We start from the raw sequence: 16,035 nt of genomic DNA, 5'->3' as shown, positions 1-16,035 counted from the left end.
GCGACTATGAATAACAGGTTTATTAGATTATTTGGTGAGGTTGATTTTAAAAAGCTAGGGGGTAATATCATTTTGGTTTTATCATCCCTTTCTTCAACCTTTGTGGCATATATTTACTTTTTTGACATTAATATACTTTCACTGGTCGATGCTAAATCGTTTGCCGGTCATGTGACCGTTGCAGCTCTTTATTATGTTCTTTCTAGTGCGCTTGTTAATATATTTATACACTATCTTTTGAGCGTGATGAGTGGAGATGTAAGACAGCCTCTGTACCATATCGACACAGATAATAAAGCAGTACAGATGATTTTTTCATCCTTGAATAAAATTATTTTTGCTTTAGAAAATGCCAATGTCATTTTGTACAGAATCCTTAGTCACTTGATCACAAAAATATTTTTGATTACTTGTGTCTTTTCAGGCTTTTATGTGGGGCTTGAGAATTTGCTAAAAATAATAGCAATCCTTTTCTGGTATACGATTGTTTTTGTTGTATTCTATCTATTGCACACTATCGTAAATAAGAGGGTTTTTAGAAAAGTCGAAGACAATAGTTTTAATGTAAGCTCGGGTTTATCAGTTTCTATATTTAATGAAATGAAAAACCATGTGCTTAGTGTTTTTGTGGGGAAAATTGGTGTTTTTGTGATTTTGATTTCGGTATCAGTTGGTTATTATAGAGGTGAGCACATCACTAATACTTCAGAGGTGACACTTCGTGACTCTTCAAAACACTCAATTATTTTAAATACCGAATCAGGTGTTGTGCTTATATCAGCCGATAAAGAAAAATTGATTTCATTCGTATCTTGGAATGATTTCAGTAAGTCACACTTTAGTCAGTTAAAGCGTAATAATATTAATCAAAAGATCTCTGCGATTGATGCGAGAGCCAATTAAACTTTGACAATTGTCAGAGGATAGTTCCACTTTTTTTTGAGATTGTTAGCGTACGTCATTTAGTGAACTGATACAGTTTTTAGTTGCGGCCATGCGCCAGCAAGTGGTGTATGACCGCAAAACTAATTAACTTCCTCAAGCCGCCTCTTGCTCTCTGTCCCAAGCTTCCAGCTGCTTTCTCGAGTAAAACCTCCCGTTGTGAATAGGAGCGGGGAAACCAATTTTACGGCGCCAGTTCCACAGTGTTGTGGGGCTGGAAAGCCGGTAACGTTCCATTACCTCTTTGGTGGTTAAAAACAGTTTCTCTTCTGTGTGCTGTATTACCAGTTGGGTTGTTTGCTGTTGCTCATTACTCATGCTGCCTTCCTCCTCAATTGATCCATTTGATGCAGGAAGCGGGCATAAGGGGCCGCCTCCTTTCGTTCTGCAATATCCAAGTAACTCGGCCGTTGCTCTTGCTGCTTGTTTGCCATGGCCACCGCCTCAATACGTGAGCGGGTGATCCCCAAGCTTTGCAGGTGGCGCTTTACTCGATGAACAGGCAACTGCAGTTCAGCGGCTACTCGTTCAAAGCTCAGGCCGCGTTTGTAGAGTTCTGCTATCTGGTCCATATCGTCTCCTTAAGCGGCCATTCTTGCTAAAGCTTCAGTAGCAGCTGGGTTTATCCATAAGCACTCTGTGCGCAGGCCTGTGCCTCTGCCGGCAGATATTCGAGCTTGTTTTTTTTCAACTCGCCAACTTGGAAGCATGTCGTTGTATAGCTCGCTGTTATAGCCACTGATAATCACCATGCCTTCCAGCTGCTTCATTGAAGCTAGTAATTTCTCATGATCTTCAATTGTCATTTCATGGCGGTAGTAACGGTTGCGGCTACAACGGGTTTCTGGCATGTAAGGTGGGTCGATGTAGTGCAGTGTTTCTATAGTGTCGTGTGCCTGCATCACCTGAATAGCAGGCCGATTTTCAATTAACACACCAGCAAAGCGAGCTCCTAGCATTGCTAGGTTTCCTGGGTACTCTGACCACAGCTGCATAGCTGTGCCATATTTACGGCGCGTGTCAGTTCTAAAACCGGTGTTACCATGCGTTCCAGCTGCAACACCAAACCCCATAGTCGCTCTAACAACAACTCGTCTAGCGACTTCTACTTGGTCATTCATATCGCATTGCTGACAGGCTAAAATAAATTCTTCTCGGCTATATGGCGTCATGACACAGGCTTTTTGCAGCTGCTCTCGTAGACCAGGATCGCGCAACACGCGGAAGAAGGTAACAATGTGATTATCAAGATCGTTGTATACCTCTGCATGGCTTGGCTGTTTGCGAAGTAATACACCTGCAGCACCGCCAAATGGTTCAACATAACAACGATGATCTGGAAAGTGGCTGATAACCCATGGGGCTAGGCGAAACTTAGCACCGTGATATCGTAGCGCTGGCTTAGTTACTTGGATCATGCTGCCTCCCTCAAATGGATAACCAGGTAGTCGATAACTTCTTTCTTTTCCCATTGCCACAGTCGCTCATTAGCTATAACGCACAGGGCTTGATAAAAATTGTCTGTTGGTTCGCATGGTTCAACATCCAAAGCAGCCTCAACTAGATCCTTGACCTCTACAGGCCAGGCGTTGTTGGCAGTCTTTTGCGTACCAATCTCTTTCATCAGTGAGATTATTTTTGTTTGGGCGTCATCGTAGCCAACCTTATTGGATCTGAGTTCTGTTGCCTCATCACACAACCGGTCGCGAATGCTTCGCTTTTTAAATTCTGGATGCAGATCAAGAATGCTATTTACTAAGCTGGTGACCGACGAATGCCAACGGTCATCCGGTGCTGCCCATTGCTTATCAGGTTCAATTGGGTCAACAGTGCCAGCTTCAGAACCAGCTGCTCTGAGACTCTTAGCTGCAGCACATATCATGTCGAGCATTACCTGTCCGTCGCGTAGTAAGTCGTCTCGGTTTACGTAGCTAAACGGTTCGCCGTGCCAGTCCTTATCAAACACAGCGATAGCGCAGGCGAATCCGGCGCTAGAGGCCTCTTGCTTTTTATCGGCAGGGTTAAACCAATCTGGTAGGTCAAAGCTAATACGTCCACGGATAAAGCAGACGTGATCCGCGCCCTCTGGCCACCACACTTCAGAGGTTGCAGCTTTGATTAAAAAGGCGAACTTGGCGCCCTTATCACGCTCGAGCATCGACTTATCGATGATGTTACGCATTCCAGTAATGGCTTGCCCGTCCTCGTAGCTGCCGCGTGAATATGGTGGGTTAGCAAAGCCTTTGCGGCCGTTTAAGTCCTTTGCCCAGTCTTTGGTCAAGGCGTTATCTTCTGCCGTGTAGAAGTTCGGGCATTTGGCATTATCGCCGTCGCTAAACAAGTCCCATGCAAATGGACCAAACTTAGTGAAAACACCCCAAAATAGTGCAGGAGGTGTGCGCCATTGGTCACCGACCTCTTTGAGTAAATGGCAAGGCTTCGCCTTCAACTCAGATAGGCGTTTGGCATAGCTGCTGCCCGTTAAATCGATTTCGCCCTTCATGCCGCTGCCTCCTTGGTTAACTCAATGCAGAGTAGGGTGGCTAACTGCTGTGGCGGCACTTGGAGGGCCTCGGCCATTTCCAAAACAAAGGCCTCGCCTTGGAAATCGCAGGTAATGCGGTTATCAAACCATTGAACCAATCCACCAAAGTAGGGATAGTCATCACATTCACTTGCTGTTAAATTCACATAACGTGATGTTTGTGCAAGTATTTCCCAACAGTTGTGGCATGTTTTAAAACTGGCGGGTTCGCCGTTCCATACACCTGAGGTAAAGGCATATTGCTCGCCCTGGTTGATGGTGCTGTGGCACTCACAACATTGGTGCGGTTTACGGGCAGTGCGGGTGCGAGTTGATTGGCAGTCCATGTCGGCCTCCTACGCAATAGCGTTGCTAAACAGCGGTGTGATAGCGGCAGCATGATGATGGCTGCGCCAGATAGTGGCTTGGTAGTTTTGGCTTTGTACCCGAAGGGCAAAGCTTTCACCAAGTTCGCCAGCGCAATCGACATATACTTGGTCGAACCGTTGGCTTGGGTGGTGCTGGTAGAGGTAGCGCTCCAACTCTGCCACGCGTTGCTTTACCCGTGGGCAGTCCATTGGATTGCTGTGCTTGGTCATCAAGCAGGCGAAGCGCAGTGACACTAACAAGCGGTGTTCGGCGCGTTCCTTCGCGGTGCTTGGGTTGGTGGTCAGAATTGGCATGGTCCCGTCCTCTGGTTAAGTGGTACGGGATGATGTTAAGATGTCTTTACTTTTTGGTCAAGGGTTTTGTTAAGTGGTCGATACGGTATCACTATTTAGAAGACAAAAAACCCGTCATTTATGACGGGTTAGAAATCACGTTTTTAAGTAGCTCGAAGCTATGGGCCAGTGTAATCACCTTTGAACATACGCTTACTCCTAATTATCCTTTACCTGTGAAAATCTAGTGATATCCTTTAAATATTTTTAAGTACCTTACCTCATTTTAGCCAAATGAAGCTAAAAATAACCAGCTTCATTTTTTATTCTAGTTATGATTTCTCTTGTGTCAATAAGTTTATTAACTGTTTGATTATTATGTAAAATCAAGTTTGGGTTAGAGCCTCTGACGTTTTTGCAACAGTGATTGATGTCACATTTTGATCACCTTCTACTGCTGGATAAGCGGTTAAAATTTCAGATATCTGGTTCACTATTTGTATCTTCAATTTATCATCAGGCCTCATCGTACTGAATTTTTTTACAGTATTGCTGCCTGATTCTAAAGTTAATGACTCGGAACCGAACGCACCAGAAATTTTCAGCTCCAATTTGCATTTTAATCGATTTACAAATGTAAACTCTTGAGCTGCAATATATCTTGCAGCTGTAAAGCTCATGTTAGTTTCTTCATTAATTGGTTGCCACATCCAACTACCAGTCATGAATTGAAGAGTTTGACCTGGAGCTAGCTTCATATCTAACTTTTGTTCAAATGACATCTGATCTCTTTTCAATTGTTCTAAACCAGTAATTAGATTTTCTTTCTGGCATGACTCTGAACCTTGATCTAAATTGTTAATAATTGAAAGTTCATGGATTTCACCAAAAATTTCAATATCGCAGAAATCTGTAGATAGGTCATCTGCTGTTGCTATGTATATAGGGCTATCTTTTATATAGTCATGATTATTAAAAATATTTTTTATGTGCGATGTTGATTTGTTGTATATTTTTATAGCGGTCTTGGTTCGATCTGCATTGAAGCATGCATCAAGAAAAGTTATCTGCCGATCAACTTTTGTTGTTATACAAGCTAATGACGAAATTGAATCACTTAGATGGCTATAAAGTTTTTCATCATGTTCTGATTTTGGGAAAATATATGATACTTTTTGTTGTAGCCCATCATTTTTGGGGTTTTTCAAAGATATGAGGATCGAAAGAACACCGATTAATACGAAGAATATTAAATTATCTAAAGATGAGGCAGCATATGAGATTGAAAAATCGGAAGGCTTTGCCCGGTTAGGGAAGTGAACATCAAACCAAAGATCATCACACCAAATATTTGCATACATCATCCAAAAGCTGACCCATACAAGATAAACGCAAATAGCTATTAAAAGATATTTTAAAAGTCGTTTGTTGTGTAAACGATATTGTTTAATATTGTTCCAAAAGTTCCAAAACCATTCGATCATTAACTAAAATTTCCTTATAAGAGAACAGAATACCAAAATACTTTCCCTATAACGGTAATCACTTTAGCTTGATCACCGTTATAGCTTTCATCTGGGTATTCGTCTTGATTGTAGCTGCGCAGGCGCAACCCATTGCCGGGTAGAGTATAGAGCAATTTTACGCGCAACATGCCATCGTGATTGATAGCATACATTTTCCCATCAACAATGGTTTTATTGGCGGTATCTATACCCACGGTGCTGCCATTCGGCAAAACAGGCTCCATGCTGTTACCCGACACTTTCACACAAGCAACAGCGCTGTGTTCTACACCTTGACTACGCAGGGTTGACTTGGAAAAACGTAGTTTCGGACCATGATTTTCGACATCAGCGATGATGCCATTGCCAGCAGACAACTTTACTTCTGTGTAGAAGGGCACTTCGACTTCATCTTTTTCAAGCGGAGTGCTGTTGTCCCATGGTGCCATTTCGCCTTGGAATGAACCTTCAGAAGAAGGTTCATTCTTGTCTTCAACGCCATAAAGTATGAATGATGGTGATGTGCTCAAAGCTTTGCAAAGTTTGTGCATGTTCTCACCAGCAGGCGAAGTAATACCGTTCTCCCATTGGGATACAGTGGCTTTGGTGACACCAACACGCTTACCTAAAGCTTCCTGTGACAGCTTCAGATCTTTTCGTCTGGTTTTGATTCGTTCGTTCATCATAGTTTAGCAATCTTAACTTTCATCTAGTCAATTGTCCTTTACTTTTCGGTTGACTGAAAAGTAAAGAGGTCTTAACCTTGGCTTTACTTATGGCAAAGGAGGCTTCTGATGAAAACGTCGATGGCTATTGCTCATTTCAAAACCGCTACAGCGTTAGCCAATGCGTTGGGCATTTCAAAATCTTCTGTATCTCAATGGGGCGAACACGTCCCACCACTTAGAGCGTACCAGCTCGAACGTATTACCAACGGCCAGCTAAAGGCTGATGATTCGCAAAATGATGACGAGCAGCTAGCAGCTTGATTACACGGTAAACCTAAAAGGGAGTTTAGCCATGAAACACAAATCACGCCTTGACCTGCTAATGGTTGCCATTCACCGCTGGTTGGAGTTGCCGAAGGTGAGCCGTGCGTCACTGGCGGCCAGTGTTGTGGAGGTTGTTGATCGCCTGGGCCTGAAACAGCCACTGGCCAGAGAGGGGATTAGCTTTGCGCGAACCGACGACCCTTACAACGATGCCAGGATCAATGCCCAGAAGATCTTCCGCTGGCTGGGCCAGTATCAAGAGTGCCACCCAAACCCGGAACGCCTGTTTCATGTTGAGCAAGCATTGCTTGCTGCGATGCCTACGCATTTGCGTATGGCTTATCTCAATGATGTGTATGGCCCGATTGGGGTAACGGTAGTAGAGGACTCTGGCCTTGTTGGCGGGCAGTTGGAGCCGGGCAGGGTGGCGGCAATTCTCACCAAGGAAAACAGCGAAGCACAGATTGCGGTTATTACCCTGGGCTCGCAGCCGACCCGCGAGCAGGTTGTGCAGTGCCACCGTGAGCTGAGGGAGTCCCGGGCGACGACTGAGGCCAGTATTCAATTGCTGGAAGCCGAGTTTTCTTTCCTTCGCGCTGGCAGAGCCACTGCCAATGAGTAACGAAGCAGACGAAGCCCAGCGGGTAACTGAGCTGTTTGACAGCCTGGCAATAGCCAAAGCAAGGAAGCCAGTGCAGACAGCTGCAAGCACCGGCCGCTGTTTGTATTGCAGTGCTCCGGTTGCCGCTGAGGCCCGTTTTTGTGATGCGGATTGCCGTGATGATTTTGAATGGATTAACAGGAGGAAGCATGGACGAGCTTGATCTGATTGAACTCGATATTTACCCGCAAATGCAGGCTGAGAACGTTAACGCTTGGCGTGATGCGAACCGCTGCGGGTTTTCGCGCGGCGCCTTGGCGGTGATTGGCAAGGCATATGCCGCGACTGTGGTGGCCTATCAAGTGGCGGCCCCGCTGCCGGCAAACTCAATTGAGAGAGGGCTGGCGATAGACGCATTCAGGGCGGCATCACTTGAACTTGACCGGGTGATTGACGAAATGGAACAGCGTGAAGCGTTGGCGCTGGCCTGGCATGAGTTTGTTGCAGTGTTGCGCTCTACGTTGCGCAAGACGTTGGGATTGGAGGCGATATGAGCGAAGGCAATGTTATCAGCATCGAAACGGCAGAGGAACGCGAGGCGTTTGAGTTTATGGCCAACCGCCAAAAGCTTAGGCAGCAAGACAGTGAGCGCCAGCAGCAGATAGCCAAAATGGCGGCTATTGCGGCGCGTTCTCACTCAACCAGCTTTACCGGCATTTGCGCCCGTTTGTATGACGCAGGCTGCCGTTTGCCTGACGATGGACCGGAGGCAGCATGAGCCATAAAAACAGAAGCGCCCGCGTTAGTTTAGTGACAGCTGCGGGCGCTTACCTGAGTTCAGGCTTGGTCATCATAGCCAAGCCATTGATGTGCGTCAATTTGGCGCAAGGCGGTGACGTATGAGCATGGACAATAAAAATGATGATGGTCTTGTGGCGCTAAACAGCCACTTAACTGGAGAGCAGCGAGCGCAGCATGACGCCATGTTAACGCCTGCCGCTTTGGATGCAGAAAAGCCTTTGTGTTTGGTGCCGATGCAATCTGACGGTGCTTGCTTTGATGGCATGAACGCGCATGAGATTTATGCAAGGCACATGCAGTGTTTGATCCAAAACGCGTTAATTAATGCCGTTTCTAATGTGGGTTGGTATGACGTTTTGGTATCAAAAATTGATCACCATACGGTGAGACAGCAGTTCGATGAGGTGGCAAAAACCATTGTGAATGAGGCGCTGCTTGGGCAGCGTGCATTGCCGATGCCCACTGCGGCCGTTGAATACTTTTTGGCTTACTTGGAAATGGAGCAAGGCCGTTGTGATGAGGTGATGCTACGCAAGCGTTATGTGCAGCCATTCGATGGGCTTGAGGAGCACTTGAAACGCTGGGGTGAACGGCGTGCGTTGTTAGAGCTATTGCACGACAACTTACTGCGCAAGATAACTCAGGAGGACATGTAATGGCGAAAGTTCTTTTCAGTGCAGCCGGTGGCTTCAACAACAACCTGAATTTCTTGCCTTTTGGCGGGATGAAAAATTGTTTGACCACCAACGTAATCCAACGGGCCGTAAACAACATCGTTCAGCTCAATGTCGTAAGAGTCAACCACATTAAAAACGGTGATGCCGGTGCCTTCGATGCTGACAGCCACCATGCCCCGTTTGCGGTGAATAGCAATTACAACGCCGTATTCATTGCGGTTTTTCGGCATATCAAGTTCCTTTTGATGGTAGTAAAACGCCCACTCGATCTTGGCGGACTGGTGGGCGAGTGCAACAACATTCGTGGAGAAAGTGAGCTGCGTGGTGATAGTAGCTCAGTTTCAACACCTTGCGCAATGTGGGGTGGGTTATGAGCCGTGCTGCGACTGATTGGGCTTGGTCGTTAGCGATTAAGCCTGCGAGTTTGAAATTGCTGTTGTTGTCGATGGCTGACCGTGCGGACGAGTATCACCGCTGTTATCCGTCGGTTGAGCGGTTGGTGAAAGACACTGGCCTGGACCGTAAAACCATTATTAGCAACATTGCCAAGCTGCAAGAGGCGGGTGTGCTAACCGATACAGGTAAGCGAGCCGGCAGAACGGGCAAGGTGAAGATTTACCGCCTGAATTTGGTGGATGTTTCGCAGCCAATAAGCACCGGTGATAACAGTCCCAAAAGCGGAATGGTTCCAAAAACGGAATCATCCCAAAAACGGACAGGAAATAGTCCCAAAAACGGTACTTTGAATAGTCCCAAAAACGGTACTCAGAACCAGTCATTTAACCAGTCAATGAACCAAGAGCGTGTTGGCGTGCCCGCCAAGCGCAATTCTCCAAGCGACAAGTTTATTTTTGATAAGTGGCCTGCGGCGCCATCGGATGAGGTATTTGCCGATTGGGTGAAGGCCCGCGCAGCGGCTAAGAAGCCCTTGACGCAAGGTGCGGTTGATTACGTTGCCCTTGAGCTGCACAAGGCGATTGCAGCTGGCATGAGTGTGGATGACTGCTTGCGAGTGACGTTGGGCGAGGGCTGGCAGGGGTTCAAGTTTGATTGGGCGGTAAACCGTGGGCTGGTGCCAACCAGTGGGCAGGCACCGCAGCACTGGACCAGCAATGTTTTTGACGATGGAGATCCGCTGATATGACACAACGAAACCATCAACCACAGCCGATTCAGGCGTTGGATTTTATGCCGTCGGCGCAGCAATCGCGCCCTGTGGTGTCGGAGTTTGACGGGCAGCTGATTGATAGCGTGTTTGCGAAGCTGAAAATTTTGTTTCCGATTGGGGCGCCCAAGCCTGAGCAAGAGCCCAGCATGAAGGCGGAATGGTTAAAAACCTTGGTCGCGCAGCGCATTGGCAGCGTTGAAGTGGTGCAGCGTGGCATTAACCGTGCCCGTTGTGAGCGCGATGGTAAGCGGCAGTTTTGGCCATCACCTTTGCAGTTTTGCCATTGGTGCCATGCGGAACCCGATGATTTAGGACTGCCAAGCGTTGAGCAGGCTTATCGTGAAGCTATGCGGCATTACTCGCATGTTGCCAAACACAAGTGGAGCCATGCCATTGTGCGGTTGGCGTTGCGAGAGTCTGGCGGGAGTTGGCTGTTTGGGGCATCCACAGCTGATGATTCGTTCAAGGTATTTGAGCGCAATTACACCATGTTGATCCGCCGTTATGCCAATGGTGAGGAGATTGATTTTAATTTGCCAAAGGCACTGCCAACGAAGGTTACTCGGCCTACAGCGGCCAATAAAGCAAGAGCGAACATTGCAGATTTACGGGTGAAGTTTGGCCTGAGGACGACGAAAGGAGCAAACGATGAGTAAGCAATTACCGAAAACCCAGAAGCAACGCTTGGTGGCGATGCTGGATGATGGCAAGTGGCACACGTTGTTTGAGCTTCAGCGGTTAAGCCGAGAACGCTTTGGGACGCTTGATAGCGAAACAGCTCTGAGTGCCCGTTGGCGGGAGTTACCCGCCGAAAAGCGGATGAAGCGCATTCGCCAGGGTACGAACAAAACCTATGAATACAGGATGGTGGCTTGATGGCGAGCGGTGTTGAAGTTGGCAAGCTGAAGCGGGCGCCGCTGCGCCGTTGGTTGAGCGGCGGTGTTACCCGGGATTATCGGGATCCTCAGTATCCGACTGTGCGGTTGCGGGCCAATGGTGAGCGCACCAAGGCGAGTATTTTTCTGGTGTTCAATGAGCAGAACGTGACCCGCTGGCGCAAGGTGGGCACTTGGCCGGATCTGTGTATTCATACGTTTTTGGAGCAGCTGCCGGCAACTCTTGCCGAGCGAGCTGCCGGGGGTGAGGTTATGTTTGGGCAGTTTGTGACTGTGGCTGATGTGGTTACCTGGTATGCCGGGCATGTGGCAGATAACACGACTATGAGTGTGAGTTGGCGCCGGAATGTGCGTTCGATAGTTACCAGGCACTTGATCCCAAGGGCTGGGCAGTTGCCGCTGGCATCACTGAGTTGGAGTGATTTGGATAGTGCGCTGGTTAAGTCGATGCTGGCTGATGGGTATTCGCCCCGCTATGTGGTGGAGGTGGTCAGTAAGCTAAAGACGGCGTTCAGTTCGGCCGCTGGGCTGCGCTTGCTCGATAGCAATCCTTTGGCCGGGTTCAAGCCGAGTGTGAGGCTGCCCAAAGCGCTGGATGCGAGGCTGTATGACTCTGACCTTGGCGAGCTGTTCAAGCTGTTGTCAGAGACTGTGATGGTTCAGGCCATGCTGTTTGTGTTGATGATGATGTTTGGTACCCGTATCAATGAAACCCGCCAGGCTAGGTGGGACCAGTTCACCGGCGATGTTTGGGTGATACCGCCGTCAAACACCAAAAACGGTAATGAGTTGCGGTTGCCGTTGACCAAATCTGCCCGGGCTTTGATTGATCATTACCGCCGCTGGCAGTTGGCCAATGTTGGCAAGCGTGCCTGGTTGTTTCCCGGCCGTGGTCAGGCGCCTATTGCTGTGCGCACTGCTCAGGATTGGTCTGTTGGCCTTCGCTTTAAATACTTCACTTCACACGATATCAGGCGGCTTTTTCGCACCATTATTGCTGAGATTGGTATTGATACCGTTATCGGTGAGTTGTTGCTCAATCACTCCCTGCCTGTGCTTTTGCGTACCTATGTTCAGTCATCCCTTAATGCAGGGGTGAGCCAGGCACTTGAGCAGTATCACCAGTATTTGATTGAGCGTGGATTTAATCAGATCGCGCCCGAGATAATCCCTAGATCGCATTCAGATCTTGGTAACGGGCAAAGTCAGATGGCAAGCGGGTGGCTGTGATGATCACTGCATCATTGTCAAAAGAGGATGCAATTGCACGAAAAGGGGCGTTTTAGGATGGCAAAAGCGGCGGCAGCATCAGGGGCAAAACTGCTGGCAATGGGTCGGAGATTGCGCCAAATGACCCAGGAGGAAGTGGCAAGCGCCTACGGGGTGAATGTCAAAACCTATCGGCGCTGGGAGAAGGGACAAAGCCCGGTACCGTATGACGACCTCTGCGCCATCTGTGCTGATATTTTTGCCCTGGACTTGTTCAACCTAAGAGGGATGGCCGATGCAGCATAAGCACGATGCGCAGCATGAAGCGCTGATGAACATGAAGCAGCTCCGCCTTGAATTGCGAGCGTGGGCAAATTGGTGGCTTAGGCATGAGTATGGCAAAGGGTATGCCGCCCGCAGTAGCTGTGACCGGCTAAAGGACCCTATCACCTACGGAACGACAGTGAGTGAGCGTGACATTAACCCACCGCCCTGGGTTATTCGTTACGACCGGCGCATTGAGCAACTGGCGCCCGAGTGCCGCCGAGCTATTCGAGCTCAGTACCTGTGCCGGGGGAAGTGGGCATTGCTGGACTTCGACAGTCGTAAGTCCTTTGTATTCTGGTTAAGGCGCGCCGAACTGGCAATTTTATCTTCCACGAACTTTTGAGTGATTCCAAAACTCAGTGGCGGATGTTGCAAACGCAGATAGCGTGATTAATGCTGAGTAATATTGGTAAATATATTGACTAAATACTATCTTTTGTCATAGATTGATACCATCAAATACAGTTATAAACAAGATATGCACAGGTTTTTATGTTTTTTCTGGTGGTTTTGTTAAATTTGTGGATAAGTGGACTGGGGGGTATAGATTATGTTTTCATTTCATTATAGTGACTTAATAAATCTCCTTCATAAACTAGACTTAAAAGAAGCAGAACTAGTTGAAGGAAACGAATTAAGCGAAGAACAATTGAATGAAGTACTAACTTCTTCAGACTCGCTTGAACAAGCATTGATGCAATCTCATGAAATGCTTACTATAGACAATAATGGTTTCGTGAGAATTGATTTAGAGTCGCCAAGTACTATCTCTACACTAACTGAACATATCAATAAATTGTCTGATATTGAAAATGAAGCGAAAGTAATTCTACGATCTAGAGAATATGGTTGGTAGTTAGTTTGTTTTCATAAGGCGCCAGTAAGTTTATTAATTACTGGCGTTTTTATTTTAAAAATAATTAAAGTTACAGGGAATGATTGATGGGGATCTTTTACGTAGCAGTCGTATTGATTTCTGGTTTTGTATTTACAAATTTGTATTTGCCAGCTAGGTATAAACAAAAGCGTTCTATAGGTTGGGACTCTTACTTTCATGTTGCTCAATGGGGAGCGTGGATATGCTCCTTCACTTTGCTAACAGGATTAGTAGTCGATTATTACGATCTGCCGTCTTCTTTGCTAGATAATATGTGTAATAATGTAGACTTCCTATCGGGATTGATAGTGGGTTATTATACACCACCATCTACTTTATTAGATAAAATGTGTATTAAAGTGAGTGATTTCACTCGGCTTTCTGTAGATCTTAATACACTAAAAAGTGCATGCTGGGCAATAGCCTCTTTGTTTATGGCATATATTGCTGGCTGGACAACAAGGTTGTACTACACGTTAAGAAAGAAATCTAAATTTAAATTGATTGCAAAAGCGCTTGAGCATGATAATGTCAGTAAGTTTTTGATAGAGGTTTCTCTTTCTAAGTCTTTAGTTTTGATTACGTTGAAGTCAAGAAAGTGTTATGTGGGTTATTCTGTGGGGGAAATTGACCACGATAATATCATTGATGGTTCGGGACGAGCCTATGTAGAGATTATTCCTTTAATTAGTGGTTACCGTAACGAAAAGAACTTATCACTAGATTTAGATGTATCATATGCTGATTATTATAAGAAGAATAGTGTTACGAAAGAGCAACTACAAAGGTTTATGGTTTTGTTGCCATTATCTGAGATAGAGTCGTTTTCTAAATTCGATTCTGGTGTATATCGTGAGTTTATAAATAACAAGTACCAAAGAAAGCATTCATCTGATTACACCGCTGATATCAGTTATTCATATAGACAAACAGATAGCGTGGGTCCTTCTAATTCCAGTCAATGAGGGGGCGGGGACTCGCAATCCTTCACTACATATGAAAAATTTTGGCGGTTGGTTGTTGTTTTATAACCATTGATTATAGGCACCTTTTCTAGGTGCCTTCTCTGTATCACAATCTATTGATTGTAAATGTAAAAATGCTTATGGGTTTTCGCCTGGTCCATGGTTCGCTGATACACCAACTTTGCAGATCCTTTTTGATCACGCCGATCTTTTGCATACGATTGGTTTTGTACTAGGCTTTCAGTGACAGATTTAGACTCCTGTCATAAGTAAACCGAAGCCCGCGCCCTTTCCTGCGGGCTTTTTATTTGTGTGTTAACACACAACTTTCAAACCGCTTTTATCAAATGGGGCAGATCTAGGACTAAAACGGACAGAAAAGGGTTTTTTTTGCCCCCCGAAAATCGCTATGTTTATGGCATGCTCGCCAGAGCTAAAAATGACTGCCAACCACCAAAGACCCTCAGCGGGTCTTTTTTACTTTAGGGCTTTCGATGCCACGTAAAAGTAAGCGCGTTTACATTGCCGGGCCCATGTCTGGTTTGCCAGATTTCAATCGCCCTGCATTTGATATCGCTGCGGCTGTGCAATCAGAACTCGGGCACTTGGTACTTAATCCAGCGATGCTGCCACCTGGGCTTACAGAGCCTGAGTACATGAGTATTTGCATGCCCATGCTGATGTGCGCTGATCAGCTCTATGTGCTTGATGGGTACGAAAACAGTTTTGGTGCTCAGGCCGAAATCGCTCTGGCTCAAAAGCTCGACCTGAGAATTGTTTATCAAGAAGGAGTTGATCATGAAATCGCTCTGATTGGTTTAAGAGGTGAATCCTCGTGAACAAGCTCAGAACATTCCTCATCGCTGCAGGTTTATCTGGCGCCACCCTAACCGGTGGCGTTTTTATTGCTGAGCATGAGGGCCGCGTTCTTGAAACCTATGTGGATCCCGTTGGCATTCTAACTAGCTGCTATGGGCACACAGATGCTGAACTCGAGTTGGGCCAGTTCTTTACTGAGCAGCAATGCCTGGCGCAGCTCGCTGATGATTTAGATGTTGCTGCCCGGCAACTGCATCACTACACGGTTCCAGTTCAATTAACTGACAGTGAGAAAGCCGCCTATCTGTCGTTCATCTATAACGTTGGTGCCGAAGCGTTCAGAACGTCAACACTACGAAAGAAGCTGCTTGCAGGTGATCACACTGGTGCCTGCAATGAACTTAGCCGCTGGGTCTATGCAAAAGGCGAGATCCTACCAGGGCTTGTAAAGCGCCGCTCCGCTGAGCGCGAACTTTGTCTACAGGAGTTAACCAATGTTGAAATTACTGAAAGGCGGAGTTGGCAGCGCGCAACTCTACGTGATTGGCGTTTTGATCCTGGCCTGCGTTGGGCTTGGCGTGGCGTTGTCCTTCTCGAAAGCTGAAGTCGCCACACTCAATGGCAACATCGAGAAAGCCGAATCAAAGCAAATCATATTGCAGACTGATCTGGATTCGGTCACGGCCAGCCTGTTACTGGCTGAGAAAGATAAAGCAGATCTTAGGCGTAATGCCGACCAACTGGCGCGGTTGCTTGATGAACGGGAGCGAAGTCGCTTAGTGGCTGATGCTGATGCTGAAGCAGTTGACCAGGCGACAAAAGAACTACTCGAGGATCCAGAAGATGAAGAAGCGCTTGCTTGGGCTGTCACTGCTGTTCCTGCCCAGCTTAACCGGCTGCTCTGGCACACCTCCTATTGTGCGAACGGTAACGGTCACAGAGACAGTGTATGTACTGCCACCGGAATCCCTGATGAGCAGCTGCGACATCCCGGTTTATCAGGGGCGAATCAACCCCGATCTCTATAACTACTCCAACAAGCTTATCGCTTCCCTGATTCGCTGCAATGT

General features: G+C 46.8%; 26 protein-coding genes. 18 read left to right on the top strand and 8 right to left on the bottom strand.

Annotated features, from left to right (window positions below; translation table 11 throughout):
* Positions 1-6 precede the first annotated feature (6 nt).
* Positions 7-903, top strand: coding sequence for a hypothetical protein (locus ACF8D4_RS22620; RefSeq protein WP_392469074.1), 897 nt, complete (start codon positions 7-9; stop codon positions 901-903).
* 135 nt (positions 904-1,038) lie between these two features.
* Here the strand turns inward: ACF8D4_RS22620 and ACF8D4_RS22615 are convergent, their stop codons facing one another.
* The 8 genes from ACF8D4_RS22615 to ACF8D4_RS22580 all read right to left on the bottom strand — a co-directional run bounded on the left by ACF8D4_RS22615 (position 1,039) and on the right by ACF8D4_RS22580 (position 6,319).
* A complete protein-coding gene (locus tag ACF8D4_RS22615; RefSeq protein ID WP_025009557.1) occupies positions 1,039-1,260 on the bottom strand; it encodes an AlpA family transcriptional regulator in 222 nt (73 codons plus the stop codon).
* Positions 1,257-1,514 (bottom strand): hypothetical protein, encoded by a 258-nt coding sequence (locus ACF8D4_RS22610; RefSeq protein WP_392469071.1) that lies wholly within the window; start codon positions 1,512-1,514, stop codon positions 1,257-1,259. Before ACF8D4_RS22610 ends, ACF8D4_RS22615 begins: the two co-directional genes overlap by 4 nt.
* A gap of 9 nt (positions 1,515-1,523) precedes the next feature.
* Complete coding sequence (locus tag ACF8D4_RS22605) at positions 1,524-2,360, bottom strand: DNA adenine methylase (protein WP_392469068.1); 837 nt, start codon at positions 2,358-2,360, stop codon at positions 1,524-1,526.
* The gene (locus ACF8D4_RS22600; RefSeq protein ID WP_392469065.1) at positions 2,357-3,445 is read right to left on the bottom strand and encodes a phage N-6-adenine-methyltransferase; all 1,089 of its coding nucleotides are present in this window, start codon (positions 3,443-3,445) and stop codon (positions 2,357-2,359) included. The genes ACF8D4_RS22605 and ACF8D4_RS22600 overlap by 4 nt, the downstream gene beginning before the upstream one ends.
* Complete coding sequence (locus ACF8D4_RS22595) at positions 3,442-3,813, bottom strand: hypothetical protein (protein WP_392469063.1); 372 nt, start codon at positions 3,811-3,813, stop codon at positions 3,442-3,444. Before ACF8D4_RS22595 ends, ACF8D4_RS22600 begins: the two co-directional genes overlap by 4 nt.
* Positions 3,814-3,822: 9 nt before the next feature.
* Positions 3,823-4,149, bottom strand: a complete 327-nt coding sequence (locus ACF8D4_RS22590) for a hypothetical protein (RefSeq protein WP_392469061.1) — start codon at positions 4,147-4,149, stop codon at positions 3,823-3,825.
* Between the two features lie 365 nt (positions 4,150-4,514).
* A complete protein-coding gene (locus tag ACF8D4_RS22585) occupies positions 4,515-5,612 on the bottom strand; it encodes a hypothetical protein (protein ID WP_392469059.1) in 1,098 nt (365 codons plus the stop codon).
* A gap of 14 nt (positions 5,613-5,626) precedes the next feature.
* Positions 5,627-6,319, bottom strand: a complete 693-nt coding sequence (locus ACF8D4_RS22580; protein WP_392469056.1) for a S24 family peptidase — start codon at positions 6,317-6,319, stop codon at positions 5,627-5,629.
* Positions 6,320-6,427: 108 nt separating this feature from the next.
* Here ACF8D4_RS22580 and ACF8D4_RS22575 point away from each other — a divergent pair, with 108 nt between their 5' ends.
* From ACF8D4_RS22575 to ACF8D4_RS22495, 17 genes are all read left to right on the top strand, one after another.
* Positions 6,428-6,622, top strand: a complete 195-nt coding sequence (locus tag ACF8D4_RS22575) for a Cro/CI family transcriptional regulator (protein WP_392469054.1) — start codon at positions 6,428-6,430, stop codon at positions 6,620-6,622.
* Between the two features lie 31 nt (positions 6,623-6,653).
* Entirely contained in the window at positions 6,654-7,247 is a 594-nt protein-coding gene (locus ACF8D4_RS22570) for a hypothetical protein (protein WP_101054449.1), read from the top strand.
* A gap of 188 nt (positions 7,248-7,435) precedes the next feature.
* On the top strand, positions 7,436-7,780 hold the full coding sequence (locus ACF8D4_RS22565) for a hypothetical protein (protein WP_392469052.1): 345 nt from the start codon (positions 7,436-7,438) through the stop codon (positions 7,778-7,780).
* Positions 7,777-8,004: a hypothetical protein gene (locus ACF8D4_RS22560; RefSeq protein WP_101054443.1), complete on the top strand. Its 228-nt coding sequence runs from the start codon at positions 7,777-7,779 to the stop codon at positions 8,002-8,004. Before ACF8D4_RS22565 ends, ACF8D4_RS22560 begins: the two co-directional genes overlap by 4 nt.
* A gap of 121 nt (positions 8,005-8,125) precedes the next feature.
* A complete protein-coding gene (locus tag ACF8D4_RS22555; RefSeq protein ID WP_392469050.1) occupies positions 8,126-8,683 on the top strand; it encodes a hypothetical protein in 558 nt (185 codons plus the stop codon).
* Positions 8,683-9,078: a hypothetical protein gene (locus ACF8D4_RS22550; protein ID WP_025009572.1), complete on the top strand. Its 396-nt coding sequence runs from the start codon at positions 8,683-8,685 to the stop codon at positions 9,076-9,078. The genes ACF8D4_RS22555 and ACF8D4_RS22550 overlap by 1 nt, the downstream gene beginning before the upstream one ends.
* Complete coding sequence (locus ACF8D4_RS22545; RefSeq protein ID WP_392469047.1) at positions 9,075-9,848, top strand: helix-turn-helix domain-containing protein; 774 nt, start codon at positions 9,075-9,077, stop codon at positions 9,846-9,848. The genes ACF8D4_RS22550 and ACF8D4_RS22545 overlap by 4 nt, the downstream gene beginning before the upstream one ends.
* Positions 9,845-10,528, top strand: a complete 684-nt coding sequence (locus tag ACF8D4_RS22540) for a replication protein P (protein ID WP_392469045.1) — start codon at positions 9,845-9,847, stop codon at positions 10,526-10,528. Before ACF8D4_RS22545 ends, ACF8D4_RS22540 begins: the two co-directional genes overlap by 4 nt.
* Positions 10,521-10,748, top strand: coding sequence for a hypothetical protein (locus ACF8D4_RS22535; RefSeq protein ID WP_025009576.1), 228 nt, complete (start codon positions 10,521-10,523; stop codon positions 10,746-10,748). Before ACF8D4_RS22540 ends, ACF8D4_RS22535 begins: the two co-directional genes overlap by 8 nt.
* Positions 10,748-11,998, top strand: a complete 1,251-nt coding sequence (locus ACF8D4_RS22530) for a tyrosine-type recombinase/integrase (protein ID WP_392469044.1) — start codon at positions 10,748-10,750, stop codon at positions 11,996-11,998. The genes ACF8D4_RS22535 and ACF8D4_RS22530 overlap by 1 nt, the downstream gene beginning before the upstream one ends.
* Positions 11,999-12,025: 27 nt before the next feature.
* Complete coding sequence (locus tag ACF8D4_RS22525; protein WP_308427924.1) at positions 12,026-12,283, top strand: helix-turn-helix transcriptional regulator; 258 nt, start codon at positions 12,026-12,028, stop codon at positions 12,281-12,283.
* Positions 12,284-12,440: 157 nt separating this feature from the next.
* The gene (locus ACF8D4_RS22520; RefSeq protein WP_392469041.1) at positions 12,441-12,647 is read left to right on the top strand and encodes a hypothetical protein; all 207 of its coding nucleotides are present in this window, start codon (positions 12,441-12,443) and stop codon (positions 12,645-12,647) included.
* A 207-nt stretch (positions 12,648-12,854) separates the two neighbouring features.
* Entirely contained in the window at positions 12,855-13,160 is a 306-nt protein-coding gene (locus ACF8D4_RS22515; RefSeq protein ID WP_392469039.1) for a hypothetical protein, read from the top strand.
* Positions 13,161-13,246: 86 nt separating this feature from the next.
* Positions 13,247-14,146, top strand: coding sequence for a hypothetical protein (locus tag ACF8D4_RS22510; protein ID WP_392469037.1), 900 nt, complete (start codon positions 13,247-13,249; stop codon positions 14,144-14,146).
* A 494-nt stretch (positions 14,147-14,640) separates the two neighbouring features.
* The gene (locus ACF8D4_RS22505) at positions 14,641-14,985 is read left to right on the top strand and encodes a DUF4406 domain-containing protein (RefSeq protein ID WP_123115641.1); all 345 of its coding nucleotides are present in this window, start codon (positions 14,641-14,643) and stop codon (positions 14,983-14,985) included.
* Positions 14,982-15,569, top strand: a complete 588-nt coding sequence (locus ACF8D4_RS22500) for a lysozyme (RefSeq protein WP_392469035.1) — start codon at positions 14,982-14,984, stop codon at positions 15,567-15,569. Before ACF8D4_RS22505 ends, ACF8D4_RS22500 begins: the two co-directional genes overlap by 4 nt.
* The gene (locus ACF8D4_RS22495; RefSeq protein WP_392469084.1) at positions 15,460-15,993 is read left to right on the top strand and encodes a hypothetical protein; all 534 of its coding nucleotides are present in this window, start codon (positions 15,460-15,462) and stop codon (positions 15,991-15,993) included. The genes ACF8D4_RS22500 and ACF8D4_RS22495 overlap by 110 nt, the downstream gene beginning before the upstream one ends.
* Positions 15,994-16,035: the final 42 nt, after the last annotated feature.

The organism is Shewanella sp. YQ_9 (assembly GCF_043103185.1).
GTDB classification, from domain to species: domain Bacteria; phylum Pseudomonadota; class Gammaproteobacteria; order Enterobacterales; family Shewanellaceae; genus Shewanella; species Shewanella algae.
This window is presented reverse-complemented; position numbering and strand designations above follow the sequence as displayed.

Coding starts and splice junctions, on each gene's coding strand:
- ACF8D4_RS22620 (WP_392469074.1), top strand. CDS start 7: ATGAATAACAGGTTTATTAGATTATTTGGTGAGGTTGATTTTAAAAAG.
- ACF8D4_RS22615 (WP_025009557.1), bottom strand. CDS start 1,260: ATGAGTAATGAGCAACAGCAAACAACCCAACTGGTAATACAGCACACA.
- ACF8D4_RS22610 (WP_392469071.1), bottom strand. CDS start 1,514: ATGGACCAGATAGCAGAACTCTACAAACGCGGCCTGAGCTTTGAACGA.
- ACF8D4_RS22605 (WP_392469068.1), bottom strand. CDS start 2,360: ATGATCCAAGTAACTAAGCCAGCGCTACGATATCACGGTGCTAAGTTT.
- ACF8D4_RS22600 (WP_392469065.1), bottom strand. CDS start 3,445: ATGAAGGGCGAAATCGATTTAACGGGCAGCAGCTATGCCAAACGCCTA.
- ACF8D4_RS22595 (WP_392469063.1), bottom strand. CDS start 3,813: ATGGACTGCCAATCAACTCGCACCCGCACTGCCCGTAAACCGCACCAA.
- ACF8D4_RS22590 (WP_392469061.1), bottom strand. CDS start 4,149: ATGCCAATTCTGACCACCAACCCAAGCACCGCGAAGGAACGCGCCGAA.
- ACF8D4_RS22585 (WP_392469059.1), bottom strand. CDS start 5,612: ATGATCGAATGGTTTTGGAACTTTTGGAACAATATTAAACAATATCGT.
- ACF8D4_RS22580 (WP_392469056.1), bottom strand. CDS start 6,319: ATGATGAACGAACGAATCAAAACCAGACGAAAAGATCTGAAGCTGTCA.
- ACF8D4_RS22575 (WP_392469054.1), top strand. CDS start 6,428: ATGAAAACGTCGATGGCTATTGCTCATTTCAAAACCGCTACAGCGTTA.
- ACF8D4_RS22570 (WP_101054449.1), top strand. CDS start 6,654: ATGAAACACAAATCACGCCTTGACCTGCTAATGGTTGCCATTCACCGC.
- ACF8D4_RS22565 (WP_392469052.1), top strand. CDS start 7,436: ATGGACGAGCTTGATCTGATTGAACTCGATATTTACCCGCAAATGCAG.
- ACF8D4_RS22560 (WP_101054443.1), top strand. CDS start 7,777: ATGAGCGAAGGCAATGTTATCAGCATCGAAACGGCAGAGGAACGCGAG.
- ACF8D4_RS22555 (WP_392469050.1), top strand. CDS start 8,126: ATGAGCATGGACAATAAAAATGATGATGGTCTTGTGGCGCTAAACAGC.
- ACF8D4_RS22550 (WP_025009572.1), top strand. CDS start 8,683: ATGGCGAAAGTTCTTTTCAGTGCAGCCGGTGGCTTCAACAACAACCTG.
- ACF8D4_RS22545 (WP_392469047.1), top strand. CDS start 9,075: ATGAGCCGTGCTGCGACTGATTGGGCTTGGTCGTTAGCGATTAAGCCT.
- ACF8D4_RS22540 (WP_392469045.1), top strand. CDS start 9,845: ATGACACAACGAAACCATCAACCACAGCCGATTCAGGCGTTGGATTTT.
- ACF8D4_RS22535 (WP_025009576.1), top strand. CDS start 10,521: ATGAGTAAGCAATTACCGAAAACCCAGAAGCAACGCTTGGTGGCGATG.
- ACF8D4_RS22530 (WP_392469044.1), top strand. CDS start 10,748: ATGGCGAGCGGTGTTGAAGTTGGCAAGCTGAAGCGGGCGCCGCTGCGC.
- ACF8D4_RS22525 (WP_308427924.1), top strand. CDS start 12,026: ATGCAATTGCACGAAAAGGGGCGTTTTAGGATGGCAAAAGCGGCGGCA.
- ACF8D4_RS22515 (WP_392469039.1), top strand. CDS start 12,855: ATGTTTTCATTTCATTATAGTGACTTAATAAATCTCCTTCATAAACTA.
- ACF8D4_RS22510 (WP_392469037.1), top strand. CDS start 13,247: ATGGGGATCTTTTACGTAGCAGTCGTATTGATTTCTGGTTTTGTATTT.
- ACF8D4_RS22505 (WP_123115641.1), top strand. CDS start 14,641: ATGCCACGTAAAAGTAAGCGCGTTTACATTGCCGGGCCCATGTCTGGT.
- ACF8D4_RS22495 (WP_392469084.1), top strand. CDS start 15,460: ATGTTGAAATTACTGAAAGGCGGAGTTGGCAGCGCGCAACTCTACGTG.